The organism is Gordonia aichiensis NBRC 108223 (assembly GCF_000332975.1).
Taxonomy (GTDB): Bacteria; Actinomycetota; Actinomycetes; order Mycobacteriales; family Mycobacteriaceae; genus Gordonia; species Gordonia aichiensis.
On the sequence record NZ_BANR01000013.1, the window covers coordinates 1 to 21,998 of the forward strand.

Consider the following 21,998-nt stretch of genomic DNA (forward strand, 5'->3'; position numbering starts at 1 on the left):
CCCCGGACCCCCGCGCAGAAACCCACGGAAGAAACCCTTCCCCCACTTCCCGACCCTTCCCCGCGACACATCCCGAGGAAAGGCACACAACCCACGGAAGAAACCCTTCCCCCACTTCCCGCGCTCCCGGGCCGCCTCCCCCGCGCCGCGGCCGCAGTCCTACCCGCTAATCGAGCCTGTCGAGATCACTCGGCCAGGACGCCTCGGCGCACAAGCTCGTCGACGACGCGGCCGGCGAGTTCGGCGATGTCGGCACCGGTGGTGTCGAAACGCAGATCCGGGTTCTCGGGTTTCTCGTAGGGGGCGTCGACTCCGGTGAGTCCCTTGAGTTCTCCGCGCCGCGCGCGTTCGTAGAGCCCCTTGGGGTCGCGTCGTTCACACTCCCCGACCGGCGTCGACACATGCACCTCGATGAAGTCGAGGTCGGCGGCGGCGTGCAGTTCGCGTGCGATCTCACGGTCGGACCGTAGCGGCGAGACCATCGACGCGATGGCGATCACCCCGGCGTCGGCGAACAGCCGCGCGAGATGCCCCACCCGCCTGATGTTTTCGGCACGGTCGCCGGGAGAAAAGCCGAGATCGTCGGAGATCCCGTGTCGGATGTTGTCGCCGTCGACGAGGTAGGCGACGCGGGCGCGGTTGACGAGTTCACGTTCGAGCGCCACTGCGACGGTCGACTTGCCGGAAGCAGGTAGGCCGGTGAGCCACACTGTCGCTCCGCGCTGCCCGGTCTTGGTCCACCTCTCGGTTCGACTCAGCGCGCTCGGGTGCCATTTGATGTCGTTGCGTGTCGCCTTGCCCGGAATCACCTCGCGTGGTTCGAGAATCGTTCCGGCGCCCACCGTGTCGTTGGAGGCCTCGTCGATCAGGATGAACGCACCGGTGTCGCGATTGGCCGCGTAAGGATCGGCTACGACCACCGACGATGTCCGCAGCGTCAGCGTCCCGATGTCGTTGAGCGCCAACTCCGATGGCCCCACCTGTTCGAGGAGGGTTTCGGGATCGAGCTTGCGCTCGAGAGCCTGGACCGTGGCACGTACCGTCGATGCCCCCTGCTTGAGCGCCACGCGGTCGCCGGCATGCAGCGGAGTCTCCGACAACCAGCACACCGTCGCGAGCAGTTCACGCGCCGCCACGGGCAGGTGCGCGTCGTCGAGTCCGCTCACGATCACGTCGCCTCGGCCGACGTCGATGTCGTCGGCGAGTTGAACCGACACCGACAGCGGCGCAACAGCAGTGGGCCGGTCAGGGTCGAGGGTGTCGAGCGCGGTCACAGTGGTGCGTGAGCCCGAAGGCAGCACGACGACCGGGTCTCCGACGTCGAGCGTTCCCGCGGCCACCCGCCCGGTATAGCTGCGTCTGCCGTCGGGCCCCGGCCGAGACACCCACTGGATGGGTACACGCAGCTCGCGCGCAACGGGATTGGGTGCGTGAAGCTCGATGGCCTCCAGATACTCGAGCAACGTGGGACCGGTGTACCACGGAGTGTTCGGCGACCGATCGACGACGTTGTCGCCGAGCTTGGCCGCGACCGGGATCGCGGTGATCTCCGCGGCGCCGACATTCGTCGCGAGCTCGTCGAGCTCTGCGGTCAGTTCGGCGAACCGCTCGGCCGAGAAGTCGACGAGGTCGATCTTGTTCACCGCTGCGACGATGTGCGGGACACCCACCAGCGTGGCGATACGCGCATGCCGACGAGTCTGCCGCAGCAGGCCTTTTCGGGCATCGACGAGTAGCACCGCGACGTGAGCATTCGACGCCCCGGTGAACGTGTTGCGGGTGTATCGCTCGTGCCCCGGGGTGTCGGCGAGCACGTAGCTGCGAGTCGGACTCGAGAAGAACCGATAGGCCACATCGATGGTGATGCCCTGCTCCCGCTCGGCCCGCAGGCCGTCGGAGAGTGCCGCCAGATCGATGTCGCCGTCGTCGGATGTGACTCCAGCAAGGTGGTCGGTGGGCAGCGAACCGGTGTCATGCAGGATACGACCGATCAGCGTCGACTTGCCGTCGTCGACGCTGCCCGCGGTCGCAAGGCGCAAGATCTGCCGCCGGGGCGTCACATCCGCTGCGGCCGAGGCCAACTTCGCGTGCGTCGACTCCTCGGAGGGTTCACGGGTCACGGTGTCGGTCATCAGAAGTAACCCTCTCGTTTGCGATCCTCCATGGCGGCGGACGATGTCCGGTCGTCGGCGCGCGTCTCCCCCCGTTCGGACACCGTTGCGGCACTGATCTCGTCGATGATCTCGGGGATGGTGCTCGCCTGCGACCGCACAGCCCCGGTGATCGTCAAATCACCGACGGTGCGGTAGCGGACCCACTCGGTACTCACGTCATCGGGGGAATCGGGCTGCGAGTAGGGCGACACCGTGAGCAGTATTCCGTCGCGGTTGAACACCTCACGCTGAGCGGCGAAGTAGATCGAAGGCAGCTCGAGACTCTCGAGTTCTATGTAGCGCCAGATGTCGGTCTCGGTCCAATTCGACAGCGGGAACACACGAACCGACTCGCCCCGCCGAATCCGGCCGTTGTAGAGCGACCACGGTTCGGGGCGTTGAGCACGTGGGTCCCACTGACCGAACTCGTCGCGGAAGCTGAATACTCGTTCCTTGGCGCGCGCCCGATCCTCGTCGCGTCGGGCACCGCCGAACGCGGCGTCGAATCGTCCCTCCTCGAGCGCATCGAGGAGCACACGTGTCTGCAGTCGATTTCGCGAACCCGACGGATCGGTAGATTCCGCGATGCGTCCCGCGGCGATGGCGTCGGGAACCGACGCCACGATGAGCTTGATCCCGTCGGGATTGTCGACGCTCGGAGCGACGCGACGATCGCGGAACTCGATCACCTCGTCGAAGTTGTGACCCGTATCGACGTGCAGCACCGGAAACGGGAGTGGGTGCGGACGAAATGCTTTCTCCGCCAGGCGCAGTAGTACGATCGAGTCTTTACCTCCGGAAAACAACAGCACCGGGCGTTCGAGTTCTGCGGCCACTTCGCGGATGATGTGCACGGCCTCGGACTCGAGCACCCGCAGCGCCGACACGTGGTCGATGTCGGCGCTGGTCTCGACATGTGTGGTCATTGGGGATATCCGTTCTGAACCGCGTCGTCGCGGTACCGCTCGACCCACTCCTTGGAACGGGCATTGGACTGTGGTTTCAGCGGAGGAGGTGGAGCAAGCGCAGGATCTTGACCCAACGCGGCGAGTACCCGTGACGTGGTGCCCGACGGATCCTTCGTGAGCTCCCCGAACTCGATGTCGAGTGGCTCGATTCCCTCGCTCACAAACCACTCGCGCCAGGATCGTTCCTGCTGCAACAGGATTCCCGCCAAATGCGCGATACCCTCCGCACGGTAGACCGCGGTGTCGGTGTCTTCTGCCCCGCCGTCGTGCCGCCACACACGCGTCTGTACCGCCCGCCACATCGAGACGGCCTGCGGCACAACGTCGTCGCGATAGACGTGCACGTAGAGCGGATCGGCTCCGAGGAGCACGCGGATGGCGGTGCGCAACGAACCGGAGCCGACGCGGGCTCGGGTGATCAGCAGCGGCACCTGGTTCCACATCAGCTTTCCGCCCCAGACCCCGTTCGCCGAGCGTCCCTCGGCGAGGACGTCCGCTCGCCACTGCGCGAAGCTCCGGGTGTCGACCACGCCGTCGTCGACCTCGGCGAGCAGGCCGAGGATCTCCGGGTCGTCGGTTTCGGCGAACCACTCTCGGGGCTGCGGCGAATGGCACGACGACGGGAACTCCTGGAAGAACTCCTCTGGGGTTCCCGCGACACCTGTTGCGGCGAGCGATTCGACGAGCAGCGTGCTCCCGCTGCGCTGACTGGCGCACACGAGATAGTTGTCGACTGGCGGCACCCGCTCAGTGTAACCAGGCAAAAACCGGCCGCAACCTGGGATTTTAGACGCCAGGAGACGGAAACCCTTTACAAAATCCCGGGCATGTGCGTCATCACCGCGCGCTCTGGGTTCCGGTGGCGTCGCGGGCGTCGCCGTCGAGCTCCCCGCGCCGCAACTCACCAGTGAGATCACGCTCCCGACCCAGCGGGCGCCGCGACGGAAGTGCCTGTTCATCCGCGGGTGTTCCGTCCGCTTGCTCGAAGTACCGGGTCATGAACTCATCGGCGATGGCGGTTCCCGTGGTCTCGTCGGGCAGGGCGTCGGCGGTGTCGGCACGCCATTGGGTCAGCCGCGCGGCGAGTTCGGCCCGTACCTGCGCATAACTCGGGTCGTCGGCAAGGTTGGTGCGCTCGAAGGGATCGTGCCCGAGATCGTAGAGTTCGACGGCCGGGCGGTCCGCGGTGATGACCGACGTGTCGAGTGAGCGCGCGGACGGACTGTCGGCGATGTCGAGCGGCAGCAGCAGAGCCGGACGATGGGCGTAGTTCTCGATGTAGCTGTACCGCTTCGTCCGAATCGCGCGGATCGGGTCGTAGGCGTCGTGATAGGTCTTCTCGGTGAAGACCGCACCGCGAATCGGGCCGTGCTCGTGGCGGGTGATCTCGGGCGCGTGCGACACGCCGTCGACCTCGGGCGGCGGGACGATACCGAGCAGATCGAGAACCGTGGGAGTGAGGTCGACGCCGGAGAAGAGGTCGTCGTAGATTCGGGGCTCGATCCCACGGCGGCTCGGCGGCCGGACGATCAGCGCAACGCCGGTGCCCTCCGCGTACAGCGTCGACTTCGCGCGGGGGAAGGCCAGTCCGTGGTCGGTGATGAACACGATCCAGGTGGTGTCGTCGAGACTTAGGTCGGAGACGGTGTCGAGCAGGCGACCCACTGCCGCGTCGGCCTTGGCGATGCTGCCGTGCAGCCCGGCGAGATCGTCCCGGACGTCGTCGGTGTCGGGAAGGAAGCCGGGCACCTCGATACCCGCGGTGTCCGGATGCTTGTACTCGTCGACGGGGTAGGGCCGGTGCGTCTCAAAGAAGCCTGCCGTCAGTAGGAAAGGTTGTGGCGCTTGTTCATTCGACGAGGTCTCGACATACCTGCGCAACCATCGCTGTGACTCCGCGACCACGTGGTCGCAGCGCGAGTCGGAGACGTCGACGGTGTCGAAGCCGAGCCGTTGCGGATCGGAACTCTCGTGCTGCATCCCGAAGAGCACCGTGCGGTAGCCGGCATCGCCGAGCAGCGACGGAAGCGTTCGTACACCATCGCGGTACTCGAATCCGTGATGAGCGAGACCGATGAGTCCGTTGTGGTGCGGATACTGGCCGGTGAACAGCGAGCCGCGCGCAGGCGAGCACAGTGGTGCCGTGGCGTGGGCGTCGGTGAACAGGATCCCCTCGGAGGCCAGTGCATCCATGTTCGGACTCTCGACACCGTCGGCCCCATAGCATGCGAGATGACGTCCGAGGTCGTGCCAGTGCACGAAGATGACGTTCTCCCGCGTCGGGTTCGAAGCGCCGCCGAGGCCGCCTGAGTTGTCGAAAGGCATCCATCCATGATGCACCCGACGTTTCCGCACGTGGTGAGGGGTCTGACCTCCTGGCGTCACCGCCGGGGCACGCCGCACCGGTGATCCGGGATGAAATCAGTGTGAGTGGAACCTGGGCGCCCTCAGTCACCGAGCACGGATGCCCATGCCGCGGGCGTGTCGAGTACGACGCCGTCGGCTTTGGCCTGCGCTTCGGCGGCGCGGACCTCCGCCATCAGGGCGAGGGTCCTGGCACGAGCAGCAGCTTCGACGCTGTCGTCGTTCGCCTCGACCGTGACGGTGAGCACGTTCGGGTCGATGGTCTCGGTCGGATAGTGCGCGGCCGTCAGCCGTTCGAGGACCTTCTGGGTCAGCGCGAGGGCGGGTGCAGTCGTCGCGATGCCGTCGAGCACCGAACCTCGCTGCTTCTCCGCGGCCTTGCGCTCCTCCCACTCGCGGATCTGCGTCTCGAGGTCGGCGTGCTCGCCGGACAGGACGCCAGGGGTACGCCCGCGCACCTTTTCGGTGAAGCTGCGGGCGACGTCGTCGATATCGAACGGGGCCACCGGATCGTCGGCCGCGATGCGCGCGTGGAATAACACCTGCAATAGCAGATCGCCCAGCTCCTCACGGAGATTCTCCTGATCGTCGCCGTCGATGGCATCGAGCAGTTCGTAGACCTCCTCCAGGAGGTACCGGCGCAGGGAGGCGTGTGTCTGCGTGGATTCCCACGGTCCGTTGCGACGCAGCGTATCCATCAATGCGACAGCGTCGAGCAACTCACTTCCGGATGCCGTGGACGCCTGAATAACCCTGTCACCCTGAGTGATCCGGGCGCGCACCAGTGAATGGGCGGGGTCGGTCGTGAGCAGGGTGAGCGCCGGATCTGAGTCCACGACGGCCGGCTCGAACGCGTCGAGTTCCCACAGGACCGATGCGGGTACGTCCTCGGTCACGAGCACCGTGCCCGCCAGCACCGGTCGCGCCGCGAGCGGGATCACGTCGGGTCTGCGGGGATCGATCACGACCACAGTCATCGTGGCTCCCGCTCTGTGGTCACACCGTAGAGCTTTTCGGCGTTGGTGCCGACGATCCCGAGTCCGCGCGTGCGCTCGGTGTAGTCGGGCATTGCGGACTTCCCGGGCAGGAACCCGTTGTTCTCGACGACGGGAAAAGCGTGATCGATGATGTGGAAATGCGCGTCGAACACCATGGCCGCACTCATTCCCCGACTCGCTCGACCGGCTTGATCGTACGCAGGAAGGTTGCGAGGTACTCGATGAGCTCGTCGTCGCGCAGCCGCGCTGATCCGACGCCGCCTGTCCTCGGAATCGGTAGCGTGACAACCGATGTCGTCGCGCGAAACGACGCCGACGAGTACAGGCGTTTGAGTCGGACCTGCTCGCTGTCGAGCAGCGGAAGCGGGGCGATCTTCACGCTCGTGCCGCTCGCACCGACCTCGGTGACTCCGCGCTCACGCGCGAGCAGGCGCAGCTTGGCGATGGACGCGAGCCGCCTCGTCTCTTCCGGGGGTTCACCATAGCGGTCGGTGAGTTCGGACATCACACCGTCGACCTCGTCGTCGGAGGTCGACGACGCCAGTTTGCGATATGCCTCGAGTCGCAGACGATCCGAATCGACGTACTCGACCGGAATGTGCGCGTCGACGGGTAGATCGATACGCACCTCGGTGGACTCCGACGACGAGACAGGCTGACCGTCGGCCGCGGCGCGGTAGGCCTCGACCGCCTCCCCGACGAGCCGCACATAGAGGTCGAATCCGACGCCGGCGACGTGTCCGGACTGTTCGGCGCCGAGAACGTTACCGGCGCCACGCAATTCGAGATCTTTGAGCGCCACGGCCATCCCCGCGCCGAGTTCGTTGTTCTGCGCGATGGTGGCCAGCCGGTCGTACGCCGTTTCGGTGAGCGGCTTCTCGGGACTGTAGAGCAGGTAGGCGTAACCGCGCTCCCGACTGCGGCCGACGCGACCACGCAACTGATGCAGCTGTGACAGGCCGAGATTCTCGGCGCGGTCGACGATCAGGGTATTCGCGTTGGAGATGTCGAGACCGGTCTCGATGATGGTGGTACACACCAGCACGTCGAAATCGCGATTCCAGAACCCCGCGACCGTGCGCTCGAGTTGGTCTTCGTTCATCTGTCCGTGTGCCACAGCGACTCTCGCCTCAGGCACCATGGCGGCGATGTCGCGGGCCGTCTTGTCGATCGTCGACACCCGGTTGTGGACGTAGAAGACCTGCCCGTCACGCAACAGTTCTCGACGGATCGCCGCGGCCACCTGTTTGGGCGAGTAGGCCCCCACGTAGGTGAGTACGGGATGACGCTCCTCGGGCGGAGTGAGGATCGTCGACATCTCTCGGATACCTGCCATCGACATTTCCAGCGTTCGCGGGATCGGCGTCGCCGACATCGTCAACACGTCGACATGCGTGCGCAGCGACTTGATGTGCTCCTTGTGTTCGACGCCGAACCGCTGCTCCTCGTCGACGATCACCAGGCCGAGGTCTTTCCAGGTCACACCGGTCTGCAACAGGCGGTGGGTCCCGATCACGATGTCGACTTCGCCCTGCGCCATCTCTTTGATGATCTCGCGGGACTCCTTGGCATCGGTGAAACGCGAGAGCCCGCGGATGCGCACCGGGAAACCGGCCATGCGCTCGGTGAAGGTCTGCAGATGTTGTTGCGCGAGAATGGTTGTCGGCACCAGGACCGCGACCTGCTTACCGTCCTGCACGGCTTTGAACGCCGCGCGCACCGCGATCTCGGTCTTGCCGTAGCCGACGTCGCCGACGATCACGCGGTCCATCGGGGCCGGCTTCTCCATGTCGTCCTTGACCTCACCGATGACCGTCATCTGGTCGACTGTCTCGGTGAAATCGAACGCGTCCTCCATCTCACGCTGCCACGGGGTATCGGGACTGAAGGCGTAGCCGGGCGCTGCGTGACGCGCCGCGTAGAGCTGAACCAGTTCACCGGCGATCTCGCGAACCGCTTTGCGCGCCTTGCGTTTCGTGTTCTGCCAATCGGAGCCGCCGAGCTTCGACAACGACGGCTGCTCGCCGCCGACGTAGCGCGACAACTGGTCGAGCGAGTCCATCGGTACGTAGAGACGGTCGCCGGGTTGGCCCCGCTTGGAGGCCGCATACTCGAGCACCAGATACTCACGGCGCGCGCCCGAGACGGTGCGTTCGATCATCTCGACGAACTTGCCGATGCCGTGCTGATCGTGGACGACGAGATCACCGGCCGTCAGTGCCAGCGGATCGACCTGGTTACGACGCTTGGCAGGTAACCGCTTGCCATCGCGCACTGTGGCGACGCGGTTGCCGGTGAGATCGGTTTCGGTGACGATCACGAGTCCCGCACTGGGACTGACGATCCCGTGGCGCAGCGTGCCGTTGAACACCGAGACGGTCCCCGGCTCGGGTCGCGCTCCCTCCTCGGCGAGCACATGCGGCACCTCGGCATCCGAGAGGCGCTCGCACACGCGCTGCGCGGTTCCCTTGCCCGCGACCACGATCGCTGCGGTATTGCCGCCGGTGACGTGTGCGCGCAACCCGGCAAACACGATCCGGATCTCCTCGTCGTCTCCGTGTGGCATCGGACCGGGAGTGATGTCGAGTTCGAATTCTTCACCGAAGCCCGCCGAGAGCGGACTCATCGTCCACCACGAGCGCCCCGCCGCCACCGTCGCCTTCTCGACGTCGTCGAGGGGCCGATAGGCGCTGGCCTGCAGGTCGATTCCCGTCGGACCCGACATCTCGCGGGTGTCGACGGGCGCCGTGGCTCCCATCGCGGCGGCGTTCCACGACGCCTCGAGGAACTCGGCTCCGGTCTGGGCGAGATCGGCTGCGCGCGTGCGTACTTTCTCGGGATCGAGCACGAGCACGCGGGTCCCGGCGGGAAGCACCTCGGTCAGCAACTGCATCTCGCCGTCGACGAGTGCGGGTGTCAGCGCCTCCATGCCGGCCACCGGAATGCCCTCTGCGAGTGAGGTGAGCATGTCGACCAGCGAGGGGTCGTCGGCGTTCTCGACGGCAAGTTCGGCCGCGCGTTCGCGAACGGGAGGGGTCAGCAGCAACTCGCGACAGGGGTGGACCATGACCACCGACGCGTCGACCTCGGGCTGGCTTCGCTGATCTGCCACCGAGAACGCCCGCATCTCGGTGATCTCGTCACCCCAGAACTCGACGCGCACCGGAAAATCGGCGGTGGTGGGGAAAACGTCGAGGATGCCGCCGCGGACGGCGAATTCGCCACGCCGACCGACCATGTCGACACGCTCATAGGCCATCTCGACGAGATCGGTGAGCAGGGCGTCGAAGTCGAGTTCGACGCCCTCGCGCAACGTGATCGTCCGTATCTCGCCGAGCCCCGGCGCCATCGGCTGCACCAGTGACCGGACTGTGGTCACCACCACGCGCAGCGGCGAGTCGCCCGGGTGCGCCAGACGATGCAGGACTTCGAGCCGCTGCCCGACGACCTCGGCACTCGGCGAGAGCCGCTCGTGCGGGAGCGTCTCCCACGACGGGAACTGTGCGACAGCAGATTCATCATCGAGGAGTTCGCGGAGTTCGGCACTCAGATCGTCGGCCTCGCGTCCGTTCGCGGAGACGACGAGCACCGGCGTGGCAGCGACCTCGGACAGACAGCTGACCACGAAAGGTCGGGCGGCGTCGGGAGCAGTGATCGCGAGCTGCGGATCGTCGCGATGGTTGCGCAGTGCCGCGATGCTCGTGTCCGCGCAGGCGAGGGATGCGAGTCCGTGAAGGGCGGGAGTTGACGACACTTCGGCAATTCTAGGGCACAGCTCAGACGCCGGTCCCGGGCCGACTGGACAGCGGAGGAGCTGATCGACCCGCTCCGTCGACCCGGTTCGTCCGCGGCGGGGCACCGCGTACCGAAGGTCGCGCCGACCAACCGCGGCCATCGGTCCCGAAACTTAACCGGACCACAGTCCGTTTGATACGATGATCGCATGTCAGCCCCCGATTCCACCCGCCAGCCGACGCTGTTCCTCAGCCACGGCGCACCACCGCTCGTCGACAGTGAACGCTGGGTCTCCCAGCTCACCGAGCTGTCCACCACACTCGACCGTCCGGCCGCGATCCTCATCGTGTCGGCGCACTGGGAGGCTGCACCCCTGACCATCGGGTCCACCGATCCGAACACTCCCCTGACCTACGACTTCTGGGGATTTCCCGAACGCTTCTACCGCACCACCTATTGGTCACCCGGCGCCCCCGACCTGGCGCACCGAGTCGCGGCGATGATGCCCGACGGAACGGCGATCGCCCGCGATGCACACCGCCGTCTCGATCACGGCGCCTACGTGCCGTTGACGGTCATGTATCCCGAGGCAGACATTCCGGTGCTCCAGATTTCGCTCCCCACCCTCGATCCCGCACAGTTGCTAAACCTCGGGCGTCGCCTCGCCCCGCTTCGCGACGAGGGCGTGCTCATCATCGGATCAGGGTTCACCACTCACGGGCTCCCCTATCTGACGGACCCCTCCCCCGATGCCACGCCCCCGAGCTGGTCCGAGGAGTTCGACGCGTGGGCACACGAACGCTTCGCCGCGGGTGACGTCGAGTCATTGATCGATTTCCGACGGACGGCCCCTGGAATGCCGTACGCGCACCCCACGGTCGAGCACTTCGCGCCACTGTTCGTCGCGCTCGGTGCCAGTGACGATCCTGAGCAACGAGCCGATCAGGTCATCGACGGCTTCTGGATGGGCCTGGCCAAGCGGTCGCTGGTGCTGACCTGAGCCCATCGCGTCAATTACAGCTGCAGCAGTCACCGCAATCACAACTGTCACAGCAGTCACCACAATCACAACATTCGTCGCAGTCACAACAGTCATCGCACTCGCATAGGGCGGGCTTCCACGTGTCCGAGCAGTGATTCCAGTGGTTGGCGAAACACGCGGGCCCGCAACAGGTGTTGCCCATGAACGGCAGAACACGCTCGTGGAACGGCCGATTCGGTCGAAAAGGCGGCGGAAAGGGCCAGTTCTCCGGGTAGTCCGACGGCGGTGACGGTTGCTGATCCGGTAGCGCTTGCTGAGCTGGGAGCGAGGACGAGCCGACACCCGACGACCGATGTTGCGCACAGGCGACACGGTGTGGCATACGGCGGCGCACCGCATGCCGCACCCCGTCGAGGAGCACGACGCGCAGCAGCCGGTCGTCGACCAATCTGAGAGCGCCGTAGCGCCGCGCGATCGCTCGAGCCAACAGTCGACATTCGGCGCGCGCGTCATCGACCGTGGTATCCGACGCGTCGAGCGGATTGAACGTCCCGCGCTCGCGGTCGTCGGCGAGGTCGTCGATCGCATCGATGAGGTGCGCGAGCCGCCCAAAATCGGCCCCCATCGCCGCGAGATGCTCGCGATTGCCGGGCACGCAAGCGATGTCGGCCGTCGCCGCGAACACACGCGACGCGGCCTCCGACGATGCGCGCGTCAGCTCGTCGAGGTCTCGCGACCGCGATTCGACCGTGGCCTGACCCGACAATTGCGCGAGCATGGAATCGACGTCGAGCAGCCGCGCGACGTCAGCATCGTCGACGGCGCGGGTGCGCAATGCCCCGGAGACCCCGCCCGCCACCATGCGTCGTGTCCGAGACACCGGAGCCAACCCGCATCGCTGTTCCTCGACGACGTCGGCCGCCTTGCCTGCCGCAAGGGTCAGCGAGACCCCGGTGGCCAGCCGCACTCCGGGCTCGTCGACGGCGACAACCTCGGCAGTCCGCATTCCCCGCAATGGGCAGCGACCTGCGCGCGTCGACGACGGCGGGGTGTCGCGCTGGGCGGCGACGAGAATCGAGAGCATCACCGCATCGGTGTTGGTGGTCAGCCGACTGGCGTGACCGTGATTGTCGCGCAACGACAGACACAGCCCGCACAGGTGCGCCCGCCACTGCGCGAGGAGTTCGTCGGGCATCGTGTGACGGCAAGGTGTGAGTAGTCCGAACACCCGCCGATTTCAACACAATCGACCGCTCACACCACAGCAGGGTCATTCGTGTGCGCGATGGTCTCCGAACGGACGGATCGGAGCGGGGTCGGCTGCTACTCCGGCTCGGCGGGAGTATCTCGCGCCGACTCGGGACGCGACGCCGCGTCGGCCACCGTGCGCTCCTTGGGTTCGACATAGTGCGGACCCACCAGTTCCGGATCCGGGTCGAGGCGGGTGAGTCCGTTCCAGCACAGATTGACCAGATGCGCCGCGACAACCTCTTTCGACGGTTCGCGGACGTCGAGCCACCACTGCGCCGTCACCGACACCATGCCGACGAGCGCCTGCGCGTACAGCGGAGCGAGCTTCGGATCGAACCCGCGCCCTTCGAAATCGCCTGCAAGGATGTGCTCGACCTGACTGATCGCGTCGTTGAGGAGGCTGCCATACGTCGCGTTCTCGCTTGACGACGCACTGTCTCCGCGCACAAGAATGCGGAATCCGTCGGTGCGTTCCTCCATGTAGGTCAGCAGCGCCAACGCCACCTGCTGGATGCGGTACAGCGAGCGGTTCTGGGACAACGACGCCGTGACCATCGCGAGCAGCGTTTCCATCTCACGGTCGACGACGACCGCATACAGGCCTTCCTTGCCGCCGAAGTGCTCGTAGACGATCGGCTTCGACACCCCTGCGCGTTGCGCGATCTCCTCGATGGACGTCCCCTCGAAGCCCCGCTCGGCGAACAGTCCGCGCGCGACCTCGATCAGTTGCAGCCGCCGCTGGGCGCCGGTCATTCGTGCGCGTGGCGCGCGCTTGACCTCACCTGTGCTCGAATTCGCCGGACGGCTGACAGCCATGAGGCCAGCCTACGAGACGGGGCCGCCATCTTCGACACCCACGGCTTGATCACGATGCTCAACCGCTGCGGGCGCCGCGACTTTCGCTCACCGTGACCGAAACGTGACTCGACGCGATCGTCGCACGTGACACGACACGTCCGGGGGCGCGCACCCGGCTCGACGAGGTGTGACGCGACGATGTGAATTCGCGGAATCCCACCGGAAACGCGGTTGCTTTGTAGGCTGAGTTCTCTGCCGAACGCTCGCCACAACGAGGGGATAGCTGTGGGTAGTTTGTGGAGCTACATCCACGCGCACGCCGAAAACCTGACGTTCCTGACCTATCAGCACGCGTCCCTCTCGTTCCAGACGGTCCTCGTCGGTACGGTGCTGGCCGTCGTCGTCGCGGTGCTGGTGTACCGACGTCCACTGGGCTCGGCCCTGACGCTGACGTCGAGCCGCGTGGCACTGACGATCCCCTCGCTCGCGCTGCTCGCGCTGCTGATCGTCCCGTTCGGACTCGGGGTCGTACCGTCGTTCATCATGCTGGCCTTCTTCGCCGCGCTTCCGGTGATCGGCAACGCGATTGTCGGTCTCCGGTCGGTTCCGGCGAGCGTGATCGAATCCGCGCGGGGAATCGGGCTCCCTCGCTGGCGAATACTGCTCACCGTCGAACTGCCGATCGCGTGGCCGGTGATCCTGACCGGAATCCGGGTCTCGACGCAAATGATCGTCGGAGTCGCGGCAATCGTCGCCTACGTTCTCGGTCCGGGACTCGGTTCGTTGATCTTCAACGGCCTCTCCCGGCTCGGAGGCGCCAACGCGCTCGAAATGGCTCTCACCGGAACGATTCTCATCGTCTTGATCGCGTTGGTCTTCGACGCCCTGCTCGTCATCCTCGGCCGCTTCACCATCTCCAAAGGATTGTCATGACCGACGTAGCCAACACGCCGGCCCCAGGGGCCGACAGCGCATCCGGCCCCACGGTGACGGGTGCCCCCATCCGACTCGACGATGTCGTCAAACGTTTTCGGGGCCAGGACAAGCCCGCAGTGGACCATCTCGACCTCGATATCGAAGCCGGGCACATCGTCGCCTTCGTCGGACCGTCCGGATGTGGCAAGACGACGACGCTCAAGATGATCAACAGGCTCATCGAGCCCACCGAGGGCCGGATCTTCATCGACGAACGCGACGTCACCAAGGAGAACCCAGACAAACTGCGTCAATCCATCGGATACGTCATCCAATCCGGCGGCCTGTTCCCGCACTGGACTGTCGAGAAGAACATCGGCGCCATCCCGCGGGTCCTCGGCTGGGACAAGAAGCGGATCGCTGAGCGTACGGAGTATCTCCTCGACCTCGTCGGTCTCGACCCCGCCCAATTCGCCAAGCGGTTACCCAAGGACATGTCCGGCGGCCAGCAGCAGCGCGTCGGCGTTGCGCGTGCACTCGCGGCCGATCCCCCGGTCCTGCTGATGGACGAGCCGTTCGGCGCAGTCGACCCGATCACGCGAGTCCGATTGCAGGACAGCCTCATCGCGATCCAGCACGAACTCGGAAAGACGATCGTGGTGGTGACCCACGATTTCGAGGAGGCCACGAAGCTCGGCGACAAGGTACTGATCTTGTCGCAGGGGGCGCATATCGAGCAGTACGCCGCGCCCGAGGAGATACTCGCCAATCCCGCTACGCCGTTCGTCGAGGAATTCATCGGTTCGGGCGCAACACTCGCTCAGCTCACGCTGTCGCGGGTGCGCGACGTCGAACAGGATTCCGTGGTGACAGCGAGAGTCGGAGAGGGCTCGGGCGAGGCAATCGCGCGGGCACGTGAGGCAGGCGAGAGCTGGGTCGTGGTGGTCGACAAGCAGGATCGGCCGCGCGCGTGGCCGTCGATCGAGGAAATCGCGTCCAAGCCGGAGATCTCCGACTACCTCGACCCACGCCTGCCCGTCGTCGCCGAGTCGTCGACGCTCAACGACGCGCTGGATTCGATGCTCGCGGCCAGCCAGGGCGGCACGCTGGTGACCGATCGCCACGGCGCCGTCGTCGGCATGCTGACGATCGCGTCAGTCATGGACATCATTCGCGGTCAGCTCGCCGAGTCACGACCCGAAGAAGACGACGCGTCCTACGAAAGTCACACGGAGGGAACCGGTCCGATCGAGACACCGGTGGTCGCGGCTGACGACCCCGAGCAGAACGCGGGCGCATGAAACGACGATTCCGCAACCTCCCGATCGACGTGTGGTTCGAGCCACTCGTCATCATCGTGCTCGCGGTCGGCTACTTCAGTTGGTATGCGACAACGACTCTCACCGAAACCGAGCAGGCGTCGCTGGGCTGGTCGACGCTGCGGACCACGATCATCGACCATATCGAACTGACACTCGTGGCCACGGTCATCGTCATCGTCATCGCGATCCCGTTGGGAATCCTGCTGACCAGGCCGTCGATGAAGTGGCTGAGTCCGATCGCGGTGAATATCGCGAACGTCGGCCAAGCGGCACCGGCCGTCGGTCTGCTCGTCTTGTTCACGTTCTGGCTCGGAACCGGATTCCGCACCGCTGTCATCGGTTTGGTGGTCTACGCGGTGCTGCCGATCCTGCAGAACACCATCGTCGGACTGCGGCAGGTCGATCAGCGGACGATCGAGGCGTCACGAGGGATCGGATACTCGGCATTTCGCACGCTCGTCCAGGTGGAGTTGCCGCTTGCGGTTCCGGTCATCCTCAACGGTGTGCGCACCGCGCTGGTGATCCTGGTGGGCACGGCGACGCTGAGCACCTTCATCGGCGCCACGAGCCTCGGGACGCTGATCACCACCGGTGTCACGCTGTTCTTACCGAAGTTGTTGATCTCGGGCGCAATCCTCGTCGCCCTTCTGGCCATGATCATCGACTGGCTCGGCAGGCTCTTCGAACTGATCGCAACCCCGAAGGGCGTCGCATGACCGCCACGCGAGCACGACTCGCCACCGTCGCAACGCTTCTCGTCGTGACCGTCCTCGCGCTCGCGGGCTGTGGACTCGTCAGTTCGTCGGGAACGTTCAAGGAAGCCGCACTCCCCGACGGCTCACGGCCGCTCGACGGAGCCAAGATCACCGTGACATCGAAGAGCTTCACCGAATCGGTGATCCTGGGAAAGATCACCGCGACCTATCTCGCCGCAGCGGGTGCCAAGGTCACCGATCTCACCGGCGCCCCCGGATCGGCGTCGTCGCGACAGGCGCAGCTCAACGGTGACGCCGACATCCTGTGGGAGTACACCGGAACCGCATGGGTCACCTACCACGGCGAAACCGAGACCATCCCCGACCCGCAGGAACTCTGGCGCAAGGTCCACGAGATCGAGTTGGAGCAGAACCAGCTCGTGTGGCTGCCGCCGGCGAACTTCAATGACACCTACGCCTTCGCGGCGTCGAGCAGCACCGCGAAGCGTCTGGGTGTGAAGTCCTTGTCCGACGTCGCCACACTGCCCGTGGCCGACCGCACGTTCTGCGTCGACGACGAATTCTTCTCGCGGCCAGACGGATTCAAGCCGATGCTCGCCAAGTACGGGATACCGCTGAACGCTCCGAACGGCGTCCCCCTCGGCAACGTGACCCGCATGGACGCCGGTGTGGTCTACACGTCGACGGCCAACAGCGCACCGTGCAACTTCGGCATGGTCTACACGACCGACGGGCGCATCAAGAACCTCGACCTGACCGTGCTCCAGGACGACAAGAAGTTCTTCCTGCCCTACAGCGGTACCACCGTGGTCCGCGAATCGGTACTGAAACAGCACCCGGAGATCGAGCAGTTGATGGGGACGATCTCGAAGCACCTCACCGACGACGTCATGCAGGACCTGAACGGACGCGTCGATATTGACGGACAGGATCCGGCCGACGTCGCCTACGACTGGCTGATCAGCGAAAAACTCGTCGTCCCGCCGAAGTAGTCCGGCGCGGGAGGTCTTGGGACGTCGGCGGCTTTCCTCGGGTTGGGGCGTGGTCCTTCCGCGGGTTTTCGACGCCGCGGCCGGGCTGGAAGTAGGGGAAGAGTCCGGGGCCCGGGATTTCCGCGGGTTTTCGACGGTTCCCCTGGAAACAACCAGCGGAAAGAACCAGAACTAGCGGAAGCGTTCCTTCCCCCACTTTCCGCACCCACGCCCGGGCGCCAGCCCCAGCAACACCACCGCCGGGCCGAAACTAGCGGAAGAGCCCGCGGCCCGGGCTTTCCGCGGGTTTTCGACGCCGCGGCCGGGCTGGAAGTAGCGGAAGAGCCCGCGGCCCGGGCTTTCCGCGGGTTTTCGACGCTCCCCCTGGAAACAACCAGCGGAAACGACCAGAACCAGCGGAAGAGCTCCTTCCCCCACTTTCCGCACCCACGCCCGGGCCCTTTCCCTACTTTCCGCACCGCGCCGGACCTCCCTCCCCCACTTTCTGCGCCCGCGCTAAACCCTTCCCCCACTTTCGGCGCTCAGCCAGGCGGCGTCCCGGCCACCCGCCAGCGCACAGTCCTCCACTCTGCCATTGATGGATGTTACGGTTACACCAAGCAATGTAATCGTTGGAGGAGGCTCCTGTGTCGGTAGAGGTCGTCGACAGCTCGACACCGCAGATCAGCACGCTCGACCGTGGCACCGACGAGGTGTCGGCACGCCTGGTCGACTCGGCTGCGCGCTCATCCCGCAATGCTCTGGTCGAGATCGACTGGGACGAGCCGATGGACCCGACGCTCTACGGGTGCAGTCCCGAATGGTCGACGCTGTACGGCACCCCGTACTGGGCGGAGATGACCGAGGAGCAGCGTGTGCGGCTCACCAGGCACGAGGCGTCGTCAGTGATGTCGATAGGCATCTGGTTCGAGATGCTGCTGCAGCAACTCGTACTCCGCGACCAATACCTCACCGACCGTCACCGCCCCGAGTACTGGTTCGCCATGACCGAAATCGCCGACGAGTGCAGGCACTCACTGATGTTTGCCAAGGCGTCGGAGAAGCTGTGCGGAACGTCGTATGTGCCGCATCCTCGAATCGGCAAGGCGGCCAAAATCTTTGCGGCAACCACCGGCGGTGAGATCGCGTACGGCGGTATCCTCGCGGCCGAAGAGATCCTCGACGTGTTCCAGCGCGGATGCACGCGCGACGAACGCGTCCTTCCGTTCATCCGAACAGTCAACGAGATCCATGTGCTCGAGGAATCGCGGCACATGCGCTTCGCGCGGGAACAGATTCGGGAGTCGATGGCCGACGTCGGACCGCTACGACGACATGCCAGCGCCTTCTACACCGCACTCGCGGCGTCGTACATCTTCACGAGTCTGGTTCGGCCGCAGGCCTACGCCGACGCCGGACTCGACAAGTACCGGGCTGTGTCGGAGATGCGTCGAAACCATCACTTCCAGGCGATGGTCCGCACGAGCTGCGCACACCTGATGGCCTTTCTCGACGAGGTCGGTCTGCTGACGCCGGCCGCCGCGTCGATCTATCGCAAGGTGCACATGCTCTGACCGCTGGAGCGTCCCGATCTGTGCGGACGCACCGACAGCCGTTCTGCGACGGCCCGCACCCCGATCCCTGCCACGTGGATCCCTGCACCTGGAATCCTGCCACCCGAGCACAGCTCACAGGTCTGCAATCATGGCGTGAATGACCGTGACCACCGGCTCGATTGCCGAATGGCTGACAGCCTGCAGTTGGGTCGCCATCGGACTCGGCCTGCTCTGCGCGCTGGTGTTGGCCGTCGACATCGCGCGTCACCCGCAGCCGATGGCAGTCATGAACCTGGTCTGGCCGATCTGCGCGCTGTTCGGTTCGGTGATCTGGGTGGTCGCCTACGTGGCATGGGGAAGGGCTGCACCGAGAACCGCGTCGCACCCTGCCTCGACGGGTGACGACACCGAGATGGACATGACGACGGGTCGGGCACCGACACCACGTCCCATGGCGAGTTCGGTCTTCGTGGGAACCAGCCACTGCGGCGCCGGTTGCACCCTCGCCGATCTCGCCGTCGAATGGCTGTTGTTCGCCGCGCCTGGCATCGCCGTTGTCGGCGGGCTCGGCTGGGCATTCTCCGACGAACTGTTCGCCGGCTGGGTACTCGCCTTCGTTGCCGCGCTGGTGATCGGCATAGCGTTCCAGTACTTCGCGATCGCGCCGATGAATCGCGAACGCGGTCGCGTGCAGAATCTCCGTGCGGCCGCGCGCCGACATCCTGTCGCTGACAGCGTGGCAGGTCGGGATGTACGGCGCGATGGCCGTCGCGCAGTTGGTTGTGTTTCCGCACTGGCTGGGTGGACGCGTCGCGATCGACACCGCAGCGTTCTGGGCAGTGATGCAACTGGCCATGCTCGCCGGGTTCGTCACCGCGTTCCCGGTCAACTGGTGGCTGATCAGCACAGGGGTCAAAGAACGCATGTGAGCCTCCGGGTCCGGGAATGTGCTTACGCACTCCCCCGCCGAAAAGCCATCTGGCAAGCCTGAACCTCGTGGAGCTGCTCTTCGGTCAGCGGCGGGGTGCGCAGCGGCCCACTCGGCGGTGCGGCATGGATGGCATCGAGCATCAGCTGCAGGTACCGACGCCATGTGCCCGGAACCGTGGCCTCGGTGATCTCTGCGTACGCCGACACCATGGAGAAAATCGAGAACAAGTCGGTCTGGACGACGTCGGGCCTCAGCACACCCGCGGCATGAGCACGGTCGAAGACCTCCCGCATCCGCTCGGTCATCCGTGACTTCACCGTCGCGATGGCCGGATCGGTGTGGTCGATCTGCATGATGATGGCGGCCAGGCCACGATCCTCGGCCATGGCTGTGCACACCGTCGTCACCATCGTCACCACCGATTCCCACGGATCAGTCCCTGAAGCGAGGACTCTCTCGGTCTCCTCGGCCACTTCCTCGAGATGAGCCGCGAACACACCGACGATCAGCTCGTCCCGGTTCGCGAAGCGCCGGTAGACCGTTCCGACGCCCACCCCGGCAGCGGCGGCGACGTCGTCGAGCGAGACGTCCAGACCACGCTCTGCGAACAGCTCATGAGCAGCCGCGATGATTCGACGTCGATTGCGCTCGGCGTCGGCGCGCAGCGGGCGTCCCGTTACCGTCGCCTCACTCGGGTGTGTGGTCATGGTCACATTCTCCCAACCGGAGGAATCATCTCCGGATTTGCCTCGTTGCCACCCTCGTAAACGGAGGAGTCTTCTCCACTATTCCGCTCATTGGAGGACCGATGACCACAACCTACGACACAGCCGACGGATTGTCGGCGAACGGGGAGTCCCGGGAGGAACGCCATCACAGGCTGCGGTGGGTCGTGCTCGCCGTGCTCGGGCTCGCGCAGTTGATGGTCGTGCTCGACGCGACCATCGTGAACATCGCGCTACCGCACGCACAGGAGTCACTCGGCTTCGGCGACGCCGACCGGCAGTGGATCGTCACCGCGTACTCCCTCGCCTTCGGCAGCCTGCTCCTCCTCGGTGGCCGACTGTCGGATCTCCTCGGCCGCAAGACCACCTTCGTCGTAGGGCTCGTCGGCTTCGCGGTGACGTCCGCGATCGGGGGCGCCTCAGTCAATTTCGACATGCTCGTCGTCGCTCGGGCCGGCCAGGGCATCTTCGGTGCGCTGCTCGCACCCGCTGCACTGTCGCTGCTCACCACCACATTCACCGATCCCGCCGAGCGAGGTAAGGCATTCGGCATCTTCGGCGCCATCGCCGGTGGCGGCGGTGCGCTCGGGCTCCTCCTCGGCGGGATGCTTACCGAATGGGCTGACTGGCGCTGGTGCTTGTACGTCAATCTCGTGATCGCAGCCATCGCACTCGTCGGCGCGGTGTTGTTCATCGGCGCACATAAGACCGAACATCGCCCGAAGCTCGACCTTCCCGGGGTGATCACCGTGTCGATCGCACTGTTCTCGGTTGTCTACGGGTTCTCCAACGCCGAGACCAACGGCTGGGCCGACTGGGCGACCATCACCTGGCTTGTCGTGGGGGCCGCGCTGCTCGCAGTGTTCGCATGGTGGCAGTCGCGTACCCCGCATGCCCTGCTACCCCTGCGGGTCATCCTCGATCGCACGCGTGGGGGTTCGTACCTCGCGGTGTTCATCGTCGGTATCGGGATGTTCGGCATCTTCTTGTTCCTGACCTACTACCTGCAGGTCAATCTGCACTTCACTCCGATCAGGACCGGGCTCGCATTCCTGCCGATGATTGCGATGCTGATCGTCACCGCGACGACGGCAACGGGGGTATTGCTGCCTCGATTCGGGCCGCGCTGGTTGATGGCAGGCGGCATGATGATCGCCGCACTGGGCATGGTGCTGCTCACCCAACTGACCGACACCAGTACATATGCGGCACATGTGCTGCCCGCACTCCTGATCATGGGCGTCGGACTCGGCGCGTCGATGGCTCCAGCCATGCAGGGAGCGGTTTCGGGTGTCCTGCCCGAGGACGCGGGTGTCGCGTCGGCAACGGTCAACACCATGCAGCAGGTCGGCGGTTCCGTCGGTACCGCGCTGCTGAGCACGATCGCCGCCAGCGCCGCGGCGTCGTACGCCACGTCACACGCGGGGCAGGTCACCAATCCGGCTGCGCTGCAACAACTGGCAGCGGTGCACTCGTACACCACGGCCTTCTGGGTGGCGGCCGCTGTGTTCGCCGCAGGTGCGGTGATCTCCGCGCTCCTCATCCCGAACGGCCCACTCCCCGTCACCGAGGGCGACGAGGCGCCCGCGATGGCTCACTGATCGCGCACAGAT

At 65.6% G+C, this 21,998-nt stretch carries 18 protein-coding genes; 8 read left to right on the forward strand and 10 right to left on the reverse strand.

Going from position 1 to position 21,998, the window contains the following annotated elements; genetic code table 11:
- Positions 1–185 precede the first annotated feature (185 nt).
- The 7 genes from cysC to mfd form a co-directional block, all read right to left on the reverse strand.
- Entirely contained in the window at positions 186–2,132 is a 1,947-nt protein-coding gene (gene cysC, locus GOACH_RS13615; protein ID WP_005175577.1) for an adenylyl-sulfate kinase, read from the reverse strand.
- Positions 2,132–3,079: a sulfate adenylyltransferase subunit CysD gene (gene cysD / locus GOACH_RS13620; RefSeq protein WP_005175578.1), complete on the reverse strand. Its 948-nt coding sequence runs from the start codon at positions 3,077–3,079 to the stop codon at positions 2,132–2,134. Before cysD ends, cysC begins: the two co-directional genes overlap by 1 nt.
- A complete protein-coding gene (gene stf0, locus GOACH_RS13625) occupies positions 3,076–3,864 on the reverse strand; it encodes a trehalose 2-sulfotransferase (protein ID WP_005175581.1) in 789 nt (262 codons plus the stop codon). Before stf0 ends, cysD begins: the two co-directional genes overlap by 4 nt.
- 94 nt (positions 3,865–3,958) lie before the next feature.
- The gene (locus GOACH_RS13630) at positions 3,959–5,446 is read right to left on the reverse strand and encodes a sulfatase family protein (RefSeq protein WP_005175584.1); all 1,488 of its coding nucleotides are present in this window, start codon (positions 5,444–5,446) and stop codon (positions 3,959–3,961) included.
- A gap of 122 nt (positions 5,447–5,568) precedes the next feature.
- Complete coding sequence (locus tag GOACH_RS13635; RefSeq protein ID WP_005175586.1) at positions 5,569–6,462, reverse strand: nucleoside triphosphate pyrophosphohydrolase; 894 nt, start codon at positions 6,460–6,462, stop codon at positions 5,569–5,571.
- Positions 6,459–6,650: a hypothetical protein gene (locus GOACH_RS13640; RefSeq protein WP_005175590.1), complete on the reverse strand. Its 192-nt coding sequence runs from the start codon at positions 6,648–6,650 to the stop codon at positions 6,459–6,461. Before GOACH_RS13640 ends, GOACH_RS13635 begins: the two co-directional genes overlap by 4 nt.
- Entirely contained in the window at positions 6,647–10,237 is a 3,591-nt protein-coding gene (gene mfd / locus GOACH_RS13645) for a transcription-repair coupling factor (RefSeq protein ID WP_005175592.1), read from the reverse strand. Before mfd ends, GOACH_RS13640 begins: the two co-directional genes overlap by 4 nt.
- A 189-nt stretch (positions 10,238–10,426) precedes the next feature.
- Between mfd and GOACH_RS13650 the strand changes: the two genes are divergently transcribed.
- A complete protein-coding gene (locus tag GOACH_RS13650) occupies positions 10,427–11,218 on the forward strand; it encodes a dioxygenase family protein (RefSeq protein WP_005175594.1) in 792 nt (263 codons plus the stop codon).
- Between the two features lie 10 nt (positions 11,219–11,228).
- On the opposite strand, the gene GOACH_RS13655 is transcribed toward GOACH_RS13650, so the two are convergent.
- Positions 11,229–12,428, reverse strand: coding sequence for a DUF5685 family protein (locus GOACH_RS13655; RefSeq protein ID WP_040518704.1), 1,200 nt, complete (start codon positions 12,426–12,428; stop codon positions 11,229–11,231).
- A gap of 95 nt (positions 12,429–12,523) precedes the next feature.
- Positions 12,524–13,267: a TetR/AcrR family transcriptional regulator gene (locus GOACH_RS13660; protein WP_005175597.1), complete on the reverse strand. Its 744-nt coding sequence runs from the start codon at positions 13,265–13,267 to the stop codon at positions 12,524–12,526.
- Positions 13,268–13,534: 267 nt separating this feature from the next.
- Between GOACH_RS13660 and GOACH_RS13665 the strand changes: the two genes are divergently transcribed.
- The 6 genes from GOACH_RS13665 to GOACH_RS24710 all read left to right on the forward strand — a co-directional run bounded on the left by GOACH_RS13665 (position 13,535) and on the right by GOACH_RS24710 (position 19,720).
- Positions 13,535–14,182 carry an ABC transporter permease gene (locus GOACH_RS13665; protein WP_005175598.1) on the forward strand — a complete coding sequence of 216 codons (648 nt, stop codon included), beginning with the start codon at positions 13,535–13,537 and terminating at the stop codon, positions 14,180–14,182.
- Positions 14,179–15,465 carry an ABC transporter ATP-binding protein gene (locus GOACH_RS13670; protein WP_005175600.1) on the forward strand — a complete coding sequence of 429 codons (1,287 nt, stop codon included), beginning with the start codon at positions 14,179–14,181 and terminating at the stop codon, positions 15,463–15,465. Before GOACH_RS13665 ends, GOACH_RS13670 begins: the two co-directional genes overlap by 4 nt.
- Positions 15,462–16,202 (forward strand): ABC transporter permease, encoded by a 741-nt coding sequence (locus tag GOACH_RS13675; protein ID WP_005175602.1) that lies wholly within the window; start codon positions 15,462–15,464, stop codon positions 16,200–16,202. The genes GOACH_RS13670 and GOACH_RS13675 overlap by 4 nt, the downstream gene beginning before the upstream one ends.
- Complete coding sequence (locus GOACH_RS13680; RefSeq protein ID WP_005175604.1) at positions 16,199–17,194, forward strand: glycine betaine ABC transporter substrate-binding protein; 996 nt, start codon at positions 16,199–16,201, stop codon at positions 17,192–17,194. Before GOACH_RS13675 ends, GOACH_RS13680 begins: the two co-directional genes overlap by 4 nt.
- A 626-nt stretch (positions 17,195–17,820) precedes the next feature.
- Positions 17,821–18,747, forward strand: coding sequence for an AurF N-oxygenase family protein (locus GOACH_RS13685; protein ID WP_005175608.1), 927 nt, complete (start codon positions 17,821–17,823; stop codon positions 18,745–18,747).
- A gap of 139 nt (positions 18,748–18,886) precedes the next feature.
- Entirely contained in the window at positions 18,887–19,720 is an 834-nt protein-coding gene (locus GOACH_RS24710; protein ID WP_217999518.1) for a DUF4396 domain-containing protein, read from the forward strand.
- On the opposite strand, the gene GOACH_RS13695 is transcribed toward GOACH_RS24710, so the two are convergent.
- Positions 19,681–20,367, reverse strand: a complete 687-nt coding sequence (locus GOACH_RS13695; RefSeq protein WP_005175612.1) for a TetR/AcrR family transcriptional regulator — start codon at positions 20,365–20,367, stop codon at positions 19,681–19,683. The genes GOACH_RS24710 and GOACH_RS13695 overlap by 40 nt on opposite strands.
- A 101-nt stretch (positions 20,368–20,468) precedes the next feature.
- On the opposite strand from GOACH_RS13695, the gene GOACH_RS13700 reads away from it, so the two are divergent.
- Positions 20,469–21,986 carry a DHA2 family efflux MFS transporter permease subunit gene (locus GOACH_RS13700; protein ID WP_005175614.1) on the forward strand — a complete coding sequence of 506 codons (1,518 nt, stop codon included), beginning with the start codon at positions 20,469–20,471 and terminating at the stop codon, positions 21,984–21,986.
- The last annotated feature ends 12 nt before the right edge of the window (positions 21,987–21,998 follow it).

Coding starts and splice junctions, on each gene's coding strand:
- cysC (WP_005175577.1), bottom strand. CDS start 2,132: ATGACCGACACCGTGACCCGTGAACCCTCCGAGGAGTCGACGCACGCG.
- cysD (WP_005175578.1), bottom strand. CDS start 3,079: ATGACCACACATGTCGAGACCAGCGCCGACATCGACCACGTGTCGGCG.
- GOACH_RS13630 (WP_005175584.1), bottom strand. CDS start 5,446: ATGCCTTTCGACAACTCAGGCGGCCTCGGCGGCGCTTCGAACCCGACG.
- GOACH_RS13635 (WP_005175586.1), bottom strand. CDS start 6,462: ATGACTGTGGTCGTGATCGATCCCCGCAGACCCGACGTGATCCCGCTC.
- GOACH_RS13640 (WP_005175590.1), bottom strand. CDS start 6,650: ATGAGTGCGGCCATGGTGTTCGACGCGCATTTCCACATCATCGATCAC.
- GOACH_RS13650 (WP_005175594.1), top strand. CDS start 10,427: ATGTCAGCCCCCGATTCCACCCGCCAGCCGACGCTGTTCCTCAGCCAC.
- GOACH_RS13660 (WP_005175597.1), bottom strand. CDS start 13,267: ATGGCTGTCAGCCGTCCGGCGAATTCGAGCACAGGTGAGGTCAAGCGC.
- GOACH_RS13670 (WP_005175600.1), top strand. CDS start 14,179: ATGACCGACGTAGCCAACACGCCGGCCCCAGGGGCCGACAGCGCATCC.
- GOACH_RS13675 (WP_005175602.1), top strand. CDS start 15,462: ATGAAACGACGATTCCGCAACCTCCCGATCGACGTGTGGTTCGAGCCA.
- GOACH_RS13680 (WP_005175604.1), top strand. CDS start 16,199: ATGACCGCCACGCGAGCACGACTCGCCACCGTCGCAACGCTTCTCGTC.
- GOACH_RS24710 (WP_217999518.1), top strand. CDS start 18,887: ATGACCGTGACCACCGGCTCGATTGCCGAATGGCTGACAGCCTGCAGT.
- GOACH_RS13695 (WP_005175612.1), bottom strand. CDS start 20,367: ATGACCACACACCCGAGTGAGGCGACGGTAACGGGACGCCCGCTGCGC.
- GOACH_RS13700 (WP_005175614.1), top strand. CDS start 20,469: ATGACCACAACCTACGACACAGCCGACGGATTGTCGGCGAACGGGGAG.